The organism is Pseudomonas sp. FW305-70, assembly GCF_058783925.1.
Window position 1 is genome coordinate 1 of record NZ_JBYSYZ010000021.1, and the last position, 12898, is coordinate 12898.

Annotated in this window: 9 protein-coding genes and 1 pseudogene; 9 read left to right on the top strand and 1 reads right to left on the bottom strand. The window is 63.2% G+C overall.

Annotated features, from left to right (window positions below; genetic code table 11):
* Window positions 1-141: 141 nt before the first annotated feature.
* The 5 genes and pseudogenes from AC3WN7_RS16745 to qhpG form a co-directional block, all read left to right on the top strand.
* A pseudogene (locus AC3WN7_RS16745) lies at window positions 142-252 on the top strand (histone deacetylase family protein); the annotation flags it as partial.
* 245 nt (window positions 253-497) lie between these two features.
* Window positions 498-2402 (top strand): sigma-54-dependent Fis family transcriptional regulator, encoded by a 1905-nt coding sequence (locus AC3WN7_RS16750; RefSeq protein ID WP_102674319.1) that lies wholly within the window; start codon window positions 498-500, stop codon window positions 2400-2402.
* Window positions 2402-4120: an ABC transporter ATP-binding protein gene (locus AC3WN7_RS16755; protein ID WP_102674320.1), complete on the top strand. Its 1719-nt coding sequence runs from the start codon at window positions 2402-2404 to the stop codon at window positions 4118-4120. The genes AC3WN7_RS16750 and AC3WN7_RS16755 overlap by 1 nt, the downstream gene beginning before the upstream one ends.
* The gene (gene qhpE / locus AC3WN7_RS16760) at window positions 4110-4787 is read left to right on the top strand and encodes a subtilisin-like serine protease QhpE (protein ID WP_102674321.1); all 678 of its coding nucleotides are present in this window, start codon (window positions 4110-4112) and stop codon (window positions 4785-4787) included. Before AC3WN7_RS16755 ends, qhpE begins: the two co-directional genes overlap by 11 nt.
* Window positions 4784-6079, top strand: a complete 1296-nt coding sequence (gene qhpG, locus AC3WN7_RS16765) for a flavin-dependent monooxygenase QhpG (RefSeq protein ID WP_102674322.1) — start codon at window positions 4784-4786, stop codon at window positions 6077-6079. Before qhpE ends, qhpG begins: the two co-directional genes overlap by 4 nt.
* Before the next feature lie 112 nt (window positions 6080-6191).
* On the opposite strand, the gene AC3WN7_RS16770 is transcribed toward qhpG, so the two are convergent.
* Window positions 6192-7682 (bottom strand): aldehyde dehydrogenase family protein, encoded by a 1491-nt coding sequence (locus AC3WN7_RS16770; RefSeq protein ID WP_102674323.1) that lies wholly within the window; start codon window positions 7680-7682, stop codon window positions 6192-6194.
* Between the two features lie 540 nt (window positions 7683-8222).
* Between AC3WN7_RS16770 and peaA the strand changes: the two genes are divergently transcribed.
* The 4 genes from peaA to peaD all read left to right on the top strand — a co-directional run bounded on the left by peaA (window position 8223) and on the right by peaD (window position 12782).
* Complete coding sequence (gene peaA / locus AC3WN7_RS16775; protein WP_102674325.1) at window positions 8223-9803, top strand: quinohemoprotein amine dehydrogenase subunit alpha; 1581 nt, start codon at window positions 8223-8225, stop codon at window positions 9801-9803.
* An 83-nt stretch (window positions 9804-9886) separates the two neighbouring features.
* Window positions 9887-11317 (top strand): quinohemoprotein amine dehydrogenase maturation protein, encoded by a 1431-nt coding sequence (gene peaB / locus AC3WN7_RS16780; protein ID WP_007971077.1) that lies wholly within the window; start codon window positions 9887-9889, stop codon window positions 11315-11317.
* A gap of 1 nt (window position 11318) precedes the next feature.
* Entirely contained in the window at window positions 11319-11642 is a 324-nt protein-coding gene (gene qhpC / locus AC3WN7_RS16785; RefSeq protein ID WP_007971075.1) for a quinohemoprotein amine dehydrogenase subunit gamma, read from the top strand.
* 21 nt (window positions 11643-11663) lie between these two features.
* Window positions 11664-12782, top strand: a complete 1119-nt coding sequence (gene peaD, locus AC3WN7_RS16790) for a quinohemoprotein amine dehydrogenase subunit beta (protein WP_102674326.1) — start codon at window positions 11664-11666, stop codon at window positions 12780-12782.
* Window positions 12783-12898 lie beyond the last annotated feature (116 nt).

A 12898-nucleotide genomic window follows, 5' to 3' on the forward strand; every position in this document is an offset into this window, starting at 1 on the left:
TGTCGGTGTCAACAGCGCGGCCGTTGATCAAACGGACTTCATCCTGGCCACTTGAGGTCCTGGCCAGTACTGTCGCAAGGAGCGTGGACCACGGAGGGGAGGGCAATGGATGCCCTCCCTTTTTCCTTCCACTCAATGTAACGCAGCCTCGGGTTGCCGTGCCTGATCGTGCAGGAGGGCGGGTATCACCTGGAGAGTCTGGAGGATAATGCCAGGGCGTTTTTTGTGAGCCCTGAGGTGTGGCAGCTCTGAGATATTGGGTGTCTGGATGATTGCTTTCGCGGGCAAGCCCGCTCCCACAGTGTCCGAGTAAAACCGCAGCTTTGCGGACGGCACTGAACCTGTGGGAGCGGGCTTGCCCGCGAAGAACGATAACGCGGTCCACCTGACGGAACACAAACGCCCTACGGCACTTGCCATAGCCCTTACGTTAACGTAAAGATTGCGGCAGGGCGCCGACGTATGAAGGCGCAAGGGCGGACGACCCGGAGCGCTTGATGACGCTAATAAAAACCAACTCCCCCAAACTGCATCGCGAAGCCCGGCTGGCCCGGGAAAAGCTGCACCTGGAAGGCGAAGTGCCGGATGGCGTCCTGCGTGCGGAAATCGATGCTTCGTGGCGGCGCAGCCTGAGTCATGGCGTGCATTTCAATGCCAAGCACGAACTGGCGCTGGAATCGAGCGCCAGCCTCGACCTGTTGTTGGCCAGCAATCGCCTGCTGATCGACGCCGCGTTACCGGCCATCGATTACCTGGCCGAGCGTCAGGGCAAGGAAGGGCTGATCATCCTCGCCAACTCCGACGCCACCATCCTCGCCGTCGAAGGCCGCGCCGACCGTCTCAAGGGCAGCGGCCTGCAGGACATCACCCTCGGCGCCTGCTGGAGCGAAGCGGTCCGCGGCACCAACGCCCTCGGCACGGCACTGGTGGAAGCACGGCCGACCCTGATCGATTGCGGCGAGCATTACCTGGATCGCCTCAGTGATTTTTCCTGCACTTCGGTGCCAATCCATTGCCCACAGGGCGACATCCTCGGCGTTCTCGACCTGACCCGCGAAGGCCCGCTCGGCCGTGCCCATGACAGCACGGCGCTGCTGGCCATGGCCGTCAGCCAGATCGAAAGCCGGGTGTTCAACGCCAGTTACCCGGACGAAATCGTCCTCGCCTTCCACAGCCGTCGCCAATACCTCGAATCCCCGTGGCAAGGCCTGCTGGCGGTGAGCCTTGGCGGGCAGATCCTCGCGGTCAGCGCCCAGGCTTGTCAGTTGCTCCACGCCGAGCGCTCGGCCCTGGTCGGTCGGCGCTGCGAGGAGTTTCTCGGCGTCGATGGTCTGCAGTTGTTGGCGCGTCTGCATCAGGGTGGAGCCGGCAGCCTGCAGACCGCCAAGGGTGAGTTCTTCTATAAAACCCTGCGCGCGCCACAACGCTCGATCAACGTCAGCAGCCCGCCGCGCACGGTCGCGAAACCGGCCAAGGCGCAACCGGATCTGGAAGCGCTCGCCGGCAGTAACAGCCGTTACGCCCGAGCCTTGCGCATGGCCCGTCAAGGGTTGGCCAACGAACTGCCGGTCCTGTTATTGGGCGAAACCGGCACCGGCAAAGAAGTGATCGCCCGTGCCCTGCACATGGCCGGCGTGCGCTGCGACAAACCCTTCGTGGCAGTGAACTGCGCGGCGATTCCCGAAGGCCTGATCGAGTCCGAACTGTTCGGCTACCGCGAAGGCGCGTTCACCGGTTCACGCCGGGGCGGCATGGTCGGCCGCCTGCAACAGGCCCATGGCGGCACCCTGTTCCTCGATGAAATCGGCGACATGCCGCTGGCCTTACAGGCCCGACTTTTGCGGGTGTTGCAGGATCGCAAGGTCGCGCCCCTGGGCGCCGGCGAAGAGCAGGACATCGACGTCGCGCTGATCTGCGCCACCCACCGCGACCTCAAGCGTCTGGTGGAAGAAAAACACTTTCGCGAGGACCTGTTCTACCGGGTCAATGGCATCAGCGTGATGCTCCCGGCCCTGCGCGAACGCGAAGATTTCGCCGCGCTGGTCAGCCGCCTGCTGACGACACTGGGCGCACCCGCCGTGGTGCTGCACGATGATCTCGATCGTTTGCTCAGCGGCTATCACTGGCCGGGCAACATCCGCCAGCTGGAGATGGTCCTGCGCACCGCGCTGGCCATGCGCGAACCGGGTGAAACCGTGCTGACCCTCGACCACCTGCCCGACAGCATGCTCGACGAATTGACCGCCAGCGAACGGCCCCAGGCCAGCAGCATCCGGGAAAACGAACTGGAGCTGATCCGCCAGTCCCTGGACACGCATCAGGGCAACGTCTCGGCCGCCGCCGACGCCCTGGGTATCAGCCGCGCGACCCTGTATCGCAAGCTCAAACAGTTGCGCTCCTGATGCAACGCCTGATCGTTCGGCTGATCGACAGCCAGAACCCCGAAGCCCTGCAAGCGTCGCTGCGCTGGCTGTACAGCTTCGTGCGCCCCCATCGCCTGGCGATTGCCGGGCTGCTGGGCTTGTCGGTCTGTGCTTCGGCGTTGGTGCTGGTGCAACCCTGGCTGACCAAGCTGTTGATCGACGACGGCCTGCTGGCGCGCAACTTCCCGATGCTGGTGCTGATCGCCGGGCTGATGGTCGTTGCCGGGCTGCTGGGCACGGCGCTTTCGGGCATCAACCGCTACCTGCACACGCGCCTGTCCGGGCGCATGCTGTTTGCCCTGCGCGATGACCTGTACCGGCATCTGCAAACCCTGTCGCCGAGCTTTTACGGGCAGCGGCGCATCGGTGACCTGATGTCGCGCCTCGATGGCGACGTCGCGGAGATTCAGCGGTTCGCCGTGGACTCGCTGTTCTCGGCGGTGTCGAGCGTGATTGGCCTGGTGGTTGCCATCGCGATGCTGGTGACGCTGTCGTGGAAACTGTCGCTGCTGGCCCTGGTACTGATCCCTCTCGATGTCCTCTGGCTGCGCTGGATGCGGCGCAAGGTCGAGCGCGATGTGCGGCAGTTGCGCGAGCGTTCGGCAGACATGTCGTCGTTCATGGTCGAGACCTTGCCGGTGATGAAGTTCATCCAGTCCGCCGGCCAGCAACAGCGCGAAGCGCGGCGCCTGGAAACGCTGGGGCAAGGCTACATGAGCCAGTTGCTGCGCCTGCAAGTCACCGAGTTTTTCACCCAGGCCGTGCCGGGCACGCTGACCTCGCTGTCCCGGGCCTGCGCCTTTTTGATCGGCGGATACTGGGTGGTGCAGGGCACCTGGCAGCTCGGTGCGCTGATCGCGTTTTCCACCTACCTGGGGATGGCCGTGGGGCCGGTACAGAGCCTGCTCGGGCTCTACGTGGCGATTCAGCGGATGACCGTCAGCCTCGGCCGGGTCATGGAGTTGCGCGGCGAACAGCCGACCGTGTCGACGCCTGCCAGACCACGGCCGATGCCCAATGGCGGCGATCTCTGGTTCGACAACGTGCATTTCGCCCATCCCGGTCGCCAATCGACCCTGCGCGGCATCGAAGCGCGGATTCCCTACGGTATGAAAGTGGCCCTCAGCGGCGGCTCGGGTGTCGGTAAATCCACCCTGATCGACCTGCTGCAACGCCATCACGATCCGCAATCGGGCCGGGTCCTGCTGGGCGACGTCGATGTGCGCGAGCTGGACCTGTTCCAGTTGCGTCGACGCATTGCCATCGTCAGCCAGGACATCGTGCTGTTTCGCGGCAGCCTCGCCGACAACCTGGCTTACGCGGTGCCGGACGCCAGTCGCGAAGCGATTGCCGAAGTGGCGCGCCTGGCGCAACTCGACAGCCTGATCGAGTCCTTGCCCGAGGGCCTCGACAGTCCGCTGGGCGAGCGCGGCCAGCAGTTGTCCGGTGGGCAGAAGCAGCGCATCGCGATTGCCCGGGCGCTGTTGCAGGACCCATTGATTCTGGTGCTCGATGAAGCGACCTCTGCGGTGGACGAAGCCACCGAGCGCGAAGTCATCGACGCCATCGACCGCTTGTTTGCCGCACGCACGCGCTTTCTGATCAGCCATCGCCCTTCAACCCTGGCCGATGCCGATCTGCGGTTCGAATTGCTCGACGGCGTGCTGACCTCGAAAACGGTGCTGCATGAAACCTGAGTTGCGCGTGGGTGTGGTGGACAGCGGCCATTCGGCGGCGCAACGGGTGCAAGTGATCGCCGGTCGGCGCTTTTCATTGCTCGAAGACGGACTGGCCGAGGGCGACTTGCGCGAGGATCCGCTGGGGCATGGCAGTGCGGTGATCGAGGCGATTGGCCGGCGTGCACCCTCGGCGCTGTTTTGCATGGCCCAGGTGTTCGACCAGCGCGGTGTCACCAGTGCCCTGCAGATCGCCACGGCGATTGACTGGCTGGTGGCGCAGAACGTGCGACTGATCAATCTGAGCCTCGGCCTGCGCCAGGATCGCAGCCTGTTGCGCGCGGCCTGCGCGGCGGCGGTGGCACGGGGCGTGCTGTTGTGTGCGTCGAGTCCGGCCCAGGGGGGCGGGGTGTTTCCGGCCAACTATCCGCAGGTGTTGCGGGTGACCGGCGATGCGCGCTGCGCCGAACAGGAATGGTCGTGGCTCAACAGCGCCCAGGCGGATTTCGCCGCCTGTGTGCATGGCACGTACCCGGGGCAATCCGGGGCGAGCCTCGGATGTGCCGCGTTGAGCGGGCACATCGCCGGGTTCCTTGTCGAGCAGCCTGATGCCAGCAATGAGCAAGTCATCGAGTGGTTGCGCGACCATGCCCGTTACCGTGGCCCTGAACGGCGCTTCGGGCCATGACGGACATCGTCATTCTTGGCGCCGGACCGGCTGGAGCCGCTGTCGCACTGGGGCTACGGCGGCTTGGCCATCGCGTCACGCTGATCAGCGAATGGCGCCGGTTTGCGGCGCTTGAAGGCGTGTCCGTGCGGGTTCTGGATGCCTTGCGCAGCGCGGGCCTGCATCAGGCGTTGACGGAGGCGGCGCTGCCTTCTCAACGCCAGGTGAGCTGGAACGGCCAGCGCCATGCGCAGAACATCGAGTACTTGCTCGACCGTCCGCTGTTTGACCGAGGCCTGCGTGAGGATTTGCGCCTGGCGGGGGTCGAGCTGATCGAAGGCCGGGTGCTAAGGGTTCAGTCATCGGCCAATGGCCACCGAATCGAAATTGACGGACACGAATCGCTGCTTGCGCCGTTTCTCGTGGAAGCCCGAGGACGTCAGGCACCCGCTATCGGCAGGGGCATGCGTGGCCCTGAGACCGTCAGCCTGCTCAATCGCTGGCAAGGTACGCCGGGCAGCACCGCCAGCGCCGTGGAAAGCCTTACGGATGGCTGGGCATGGATGGCGCGCCGGGCCGACGGTCAGTGTTACTGGCAATGGACGGTGGACGTGGCCAGTGCCGGGTTGCCGGGCAAGGCCATGTTGCTCGATTACTGCCGGCAAAGACGTGGGGAGTCGGCAGTGGCTCGTGTTTTTTTCGGCGGCGAACCGGAGCTGGATGTGCAGCTGCATGCCCGCAGCAGCACGGCGATTCTCAACCCGCAGGTGTGCGGCGATAACTGGATTCGGGTCGGTGATGCGGCGATGGCCGTGGACCCGTTGTCGGGCAACGGCATTTTCCAATCCCTCTCCTCGGCGTTGCAGGCGCCGACGGTGATCAACACGCTGTTGTGCAAGCCTGAGCGAGCGGCTCTGGCCCGGCGTTTCCACGAGCAGCGGGTGGAGCAGCTGTTTTTGCGTTTTGCGCGGATCGGCCGGGATTTCTATGCCGATGAACAGCGTTGGCTGGATCAGCCATTCTGGCAGGCACGACGGCAATGGCCGGATGGTGAAATTGCCCATGCCGAGGCCGATTTTAATGCCCTGAGAATCGAACTCGCGCCGGTGTTGCGTGACGGATTTGTCGACGAGGCCGAGGTGGTGATCACGGTGGATCAGCCGCTGGGGATCTGGCATGTGCAGGGGGTGGAGGTGGCGCCGCTTGTAAGAAGATTGCGCACGGAGCCGGCTGAGCAGGTATTGGCCGGGTTGACGGTGGAGCAGGGAAGGAGGGTTCGCGGCTGGTTGTTGGCTCAGGGATTCAAACCCTGATATTTGGGCTGTCTGGACCGGCCTCTTCGCGGGCAAGCCCGCTCCCACACTGGAATGCATTCCCCTGTGGGAGCGGGCTTGCCCGCGAAGGCGGCCTAAAGGACGCTACAAATCACAACTTGATCAGCACCGACTTCAACTCGGTGTAATGCTCGATCGCCGCATACCCCATCTCACGCCCGACCCCGGACATCTTGTAGCCGCCGAACGGCAGCGCCGGGTCCAGGGCGCTGTGGCAGTTGACCCACACCGACCCCGACTTGATGCGTGGAATCATCCGGTGCACCGCCGCCAGATCATTCGACCAGATGCTCGCCCCCAGGCCGTAGGGGCTGTCATTGGCCATGCGCAGGGCATCGGCCTCGTCATCGAACGGAATCGCCACCAGCACCGGGCCGAAGATTTCCTCCTGCACCAGTGAGTGCTTCTGATCGACATCGACAATCACCGTCGGCTTGACGAAGAACCCCGGGCCAAACTGCTCGCCGCCGCAGGCGATGGTCGCGCCGCTTTCCCGGCCCTTTTCGATGTACCCGTAGACGCGCTCCTGCTGGCGCGCCGAGATCAAGGGGCCCATGTCGACGCTCGGGTCCAGGCCGTTGCCGAGTTTCATCGCGTTGGCGATGTCGCTGATGTCCGCCACCACATTGTCGAAATGCTTGCGCTGCACATACAGCCGCGAACCTGCGCAGCAGACCTGGCCCTGATTGAAGAAAATAGCGCTGGCGGCCCCGGCCGCGGCGGTTTTCAGGTCGGCATCGGCCATGACGATGGTCGGCGACTTGCCGCCCAGTTCCAGGGTGACCCGGGTCATGGAGTCCATGGCGATCTTGCCGATCTGCTTGCCCACCGCGGTGGAGCCGGTGAAGGTCAGCTTGTCCACCAGCGGGTTGTGGGTCAGGGCGGAGCCTGCGGTGATGCCGGTGCCGGTGACCACATTGAACACGCCTTCGGGATAACCGGCCTCCAGCACCAGCTCCGCGAGTTTCAGTGCGGTCAGCGGGGTTTCATCGGCGGGTTTGAGCACCACGGTACAACCGGTGGCCAGGGCCGGGCCGAGTTTCCAGCAGGCCAGCAGCAGCGGGAAGTTCCAGGCAACGATCGCACCGACCACGCCCACCGCTTCACGACGGATGAAGCTGTGGAACTGATCGTCGGGCATCAGCGGTGCCGAGACGTCAACCGTCGAGCCTTCGATCTTGGTTGCCCAGCCGGCCATGTAGCGCAGGAAGTCGATGGCCAGTTGTACGTCCATCACCTGGGCCACGGCGGCACTCTTGCCATTGTTCAGGCATTCCAGTTGCGCCAGCAGCTCGGCGTCGCGCTGCATCAGGTCGGCGAGTTTCCATAACAGGTTCTGCCGTTCCCGGGGGCGGGTGCGGGTCCAGGATGAATCGTCGAATGCCTGGCGGGCGGCGAGGACCGCGCGGTCGACATCCTCCGGCGTTGCCCGTGGCACCACGCACAGCACTTCACCGGTGGCCGGGTTGTGCAGGGGCATGGTCTGGCCGTCGGCGGCCTCGACCCAGTCACCGCCGATGAGCATGCGCGGGGCGCGCTGGATGAATGCCGAAGTGGCGGGAAGCAGGTTTGGGAGCGACATGATGAAACCTCGTCTTGTTCGTGTGGCGAGGTCTTTCGCAATGGCTGTGCCAGTTGTGTTTTTTCGGCCCGAAGGCCCCATCTGCCGGGGCGTGACAGATTCTCTGCGGATCACCCTGCGAAGGATAAACGTCGCAAATTGCGACGACGTGAGACGTCCCGAACACAACACCCTGCAGGAGCGAGCTTGCTCCTGGCGGCGTTCCGACGATGGACGAAAGAGCGCCACGTTTAGTCGGCAAGCACGCGTAATCGTTAACGACCATCGCGAGCAAGCTCGCTCCTACAGAAAGCTATGCTTGTCTCAGGCTGAAACAGTTGTCGCGAAATTAAACGCGCAACGCCGGCGACAGGATTGGCAAAACACCGGCCATTATCGGCAAATCATTGATTCATTGAGGTATTCATAAGCTGGCACGCTCCGTGTATTGCTCATTGCAGACGTTTCTCCTGCCTCCGTCAGCGGTTCACCGCCGACGGCAGAAACCATAAAAACGATAAGCCACAACAATAAGAACGCACCGTGCGAGGTTCGACGTTGATGAAGAGAAAACTCCGATCAGGCATGAGCGCCAGCCTGCTGGCCGTAGCCGCTTGTGTAGCGCTGCATTCGCCTCACAGCCTGGCAGCCCGTGACGCCCAGACCATCCTCAAGGAAACCTGTCAGGGCTGTCACACCCCCGAAGCCGATAATGCCCTGAGCCGCATCAGCCATCAGCGCAAAACGCCGGAAGGCTGGCTGATGAGCATCGCCCGGATGCAGACCATGCACGGTTTGCAGATCAGCGACGACGACCGCCGCACGCTGGTCAAATACCTGGCCGACACCCAGGGCCTGGCACCGAGCGAAACCGACGGCGTGCGTTATGCGCTGGAACGCCGGCTCAATACCGTCGAGCAATTCGATGACCAGACCAGTCAGATGTGCGGCCGCTGCCACTCCGGTGCGCGGGTGGCCCTGCAACGGCGGCCCGCCCAGGAATGGGAGCGCCTGGTGAACTTCCACCTCGGCCAATGGCCGTCACTCGAATACCAGGCCCTGTCCCGCGACCGCGACTGGTTCGATCTGGCCCGCAAAGAAATGGTGCCGCTGCTGGCCAAGCGTTATCCGCTGGACAACCCGGCCTGGAAAAAATGGCAGAGCGCCGCGCCGAAAAGCGAAGCCCTGGCGGGTGACTGGAGCTTCAGCGGCCACTTGCCGGGCAAAGGCGAGCTGGCCGGTGTGATGAGCGTGACGGCCGACGGCAGCGACACCTTCAAGGTCAACGTCAAAGGCCTGTACGCGGACGGCTCGCCGTTCAACGGCGACGGCAGCGCGATTCTCTATACCGGCTATGAATGGCGCGGCAACGTGACCATCGATGGCGTGACCATGCGCCAGGTGTTCGCAGCGCAGGGCAATGCCATGCAGGGCCGCATGTTCGAGGCCGAGCACGACGAGCGCGGTCTGGACTTCGTCGCCGCCAAACAGGGTTCCCAGCGTTTGCTGGCGGTGCAACCGGGCTACGTGAAGGCCGGCAGCGAAACCGAAGTGACCCTGATCGGCAGCGGCCTTTCCGGCAAGCCGAACTTCGGCAAAGGCGTGGAAGTGGTTGAAGTCGTCTCGCAGAGCCCGGAGCAGATCAAGGTCAAGCTCAAGGCCGCCGCCAATGCCCAGCCGGGCGCGCGTGCAGTCACCGTCGGCACGCTGAAAGGCCCGAGCCTGTCGGTGTACAGCAAAATCGCCGAAGTCAAAGTCGTGCCGGAGTTCTCGGTGGCGCGGATCGGCGATGGTGGTGGATCGACGCCGAAAGTCCAGGGCCGTTTCGATGCCGAGGCCTGGGGCAAAGGCGCCGATGGCAAGCCGTACCGCATCGGCGTGTTCCCGGCGCAGTGGAAGGTCGAGGCCTTCGACGAACGCGCCAAAGAGGACGAAGACGTCAAGTTCGCCGGCACCATGCAGGCCGACGCAGGTGTGTTCACCCCGGGCGATGCCGGGCCGAACCCGGCACGCAAGATGTCCACCAACAACGCCGGCAACCTCAAGGTGATCGCCGCCGTCGACGACGCCGGGAAATCCCTGACCGGCGAAGGCCACCTGATCGTGACCGTGCAACGCTGGAACAATCCACCCATTCCATGAGTTGACTGATCTCTCACGGTTTCAGACATCTTTTTGGAATGACCGCAGGCCCCGCCAAGCGGGGTTTGCACAGGAGGTTTGCAATGGGCGCTATCTTGAATCTGGTCGAACGCAACCTGCACGAAGTGCAGGTCGATGCCGACCGCATGCTGTTTCACATCCCCAGCAGTTCGCTGTTCGCCAGCGATGAACTGACGGGCACCATCATCGATACCTTGCGTGGTCCCGGCTGCTCCTCGGACGACCTGATCCAGCGCCTGGCGGCGCGCTTCAACGGCGAGGAAATCACCGAGACCCTGCGCGAGCTGATGGCCCTGGAACTGGTCAGCGACGGCTCGCCGCTGACCCCGGACATCGCCACCAAACGGGTCGAGCGCACGGCGATCAACACCGTGGTGCTCAACGTCAACACCGGCTGCAACCTGAGCTGCACCTACTGCTACAAGGAAGACCTCGACAAGCCGTCGGCGGGCAAGAAAATGGACGTGGAAACGGCCATCGCTTCGGTGGAAATGCTGCTGCGCGAATCCCCGGACGAAGAGCGTTTCACCGTGGTGTTCTTCGGCGGCGAACCGCTGAGCAACCGCAAGCTGATCGAGTACATGGTCGATTACTGTGAGAAGCGTTTTCGCGAGGCCGGCAAGTTCGTCGAATTCGTCATGACCACCAACGCCACGCTGCTCACCGAAGAAACCGTGGACTACCTCAACGCCCACCGTTTCGGGCTGTCGGTGAGCATCGACGGTCCGAAAACCGTACACGACCGCAACCGCATCACCGTGGGCGGGCAGGGCACCTATGACGTGGTGCGGCGCAAGGCCGAGATGCTGCTGTCGCGCTACAACAGCCGTCCGGTGGGCGCGCGGGTGACCCTGACCACCGGCGTGACCGACGTTGAAACCATCTGGGATCACCTGTTCAACGAACTGGGTTTCGCCGAAGTCGGTTTTGCCCCGGTGACGTCCGGCGACATCAGCAGTTTCAACCTCACCAGCGACGAGTTGATCGAAGTCTTCGCCAACATGAAAAAACTCGGTCGGCGCTATCTGGAAGCGGCGCTGGAGCACCGCAACATCGGTTTCTCCAACCTGCACCAGCTGATCACCGATATCCACGAAGGCCACAAAAAGGCCCTGCCGTGCGGCGCGGGCCTGAAGATGCTGGCGGTCGATCACAAGGGCGAGCTGAACCTGTGCCACCGCTTTACCGGTTCGAGCCTGCCGACCTTCGGCAACGTGCACAGCGGCGTCAAGCAGGTGGAGTTGAACGACTTCCTGTCCCAGCGCCTGGACCGCACCAATACCGGTTGCGAAGACTGTCAGATCCGTAACCTGTGCTCCGGCGGTTGCTACCACGAGAGCTACGCCCGCTACGGCGACCCGACGCACCCGACCTATCACTACTGCGAACTGATGCGTGACTGGGTCGACTTCGGCATCGAGGTCTACACCCGGATCATGGCCCATAACCCTGCGTTCATCAGCAGCTACATCACTCCGCGCAAGGCTCACTGATATGAAACATCTCAAGGCAATCAATAACAAAGCGTTGAAGCTGGATCAGGCCGCGGACGAGAACCGCATAGAAGAAGTGGTGGCCATGAGCTCCGTGGCGGGCTGTGCCTCGACCACCGACCCGGGCTGGGAAATCGATGCGTTTGGCGGTGTGTCGTCGCTGTGCCAGCCGATGGAGGCCGATCTCTACGGTTGCTCCGACCCGTGCTGGTGGCCGGCCCAGGTGCCCGACATGATGAGCACCTACCCGGACTGGAACAAGGATGCCCAGGCGTCCAACGAAAACTGGCGCAACCTCGGCACTGTCTTCCCCAAAGACAAGTGATCACAGAAGAAGGATTCCAGCATGCGTAACATCAAAGCCTGCGGCCTGGCCGCGTTCGCCGTCCTGAGCAGCTGTTCCGTCAGTGTTCTGGCCGATGAAAACACCGCGCTGCAAGTCGGTCACGAATACATGGTGACCACCAACTACCCGAACAACCTGCACGTGATCGACCTGGCCACCGACACCCTGTTCAAGACCTGCAAGATGCCCGACGCCTTCGGCCCCGGCACCGTGCAGTTGTCGCCGGATCGCAAGACCGCCTACGTGCTGAACAATCACTATGCGGACGTCTACGGCGTCGAACTGGACAACTGCAAACAGGTGTTCCACGCCAGCATCACCCAGAAGCCGGGTGAGAAGGCCAAGTCGATGTTCGCCTTCACGGTCAGCCACGACGGCAAGGAGCTGTACACCGTCGCCAACCCGACGCTGATGATGAACGACCGCTACGAAGTGCAGCAGCCTCGGCTGGACGTGTACTCGACTGACGCCGGGATGGATGCCAAGCCGCTGCGCAGCTTCCCGGCGCCGCGGCAGCTGACCATCATGCAGAGTGGCGACGATGGCACCCTGTATGTGGCGGGGGCGGACGTCTACAAGGTCAATGTGCAGACCGGCAAGTTCGACGTGCTGATCCCCAGCCGTCACTGGAAACGCCCGAACTACAGCGCGCCGGACGTGCTCTACGTGTGGAACCAGCAGACGTACCGGCATGACTTCTCGCTGCTCTACACCGCCGCGAAATTCAAGGACAAGAAGCAGGACCCGGCCACCGCCGAATACCTGTATGGCCTGTTCAGCGTCGACCTGAAAACCGGCAAGACCGAAACCACCGACTTCGGGCCACTGACGGAAATCTATTTCAGCGGCATGCGCTCGCCCAAGGATCCGAACCTGATGTTCGGTGTGCTTAATCGCCTGGCCAAGTACGACATCAAGGAGAAGAAAATGCTCCAGGCGGCGACGCTTGATCACTCCTACTACTGCATTTCCTTCAACAAGGACGGCAGCAAGATCTACCTGGCCGGGACGTTCAACGACGTGGCGATCTTCGATGCCGACAGCCTCAAACAGACGGGCAGCATCAAATTGCCGGGCGGGGACATGGCGATTACCACGGCGCAGATATTTGTCCGGTAATTGCGGCGACTGAACCGACGCCTTCGCGGGCAAGCCCGCTCCCACAGTGGATTTGTGGTGTGGTCACTATTGTGTGAACACCGCTGAACCCTGTGGGAGCGGGCTTGCCCGCGAAG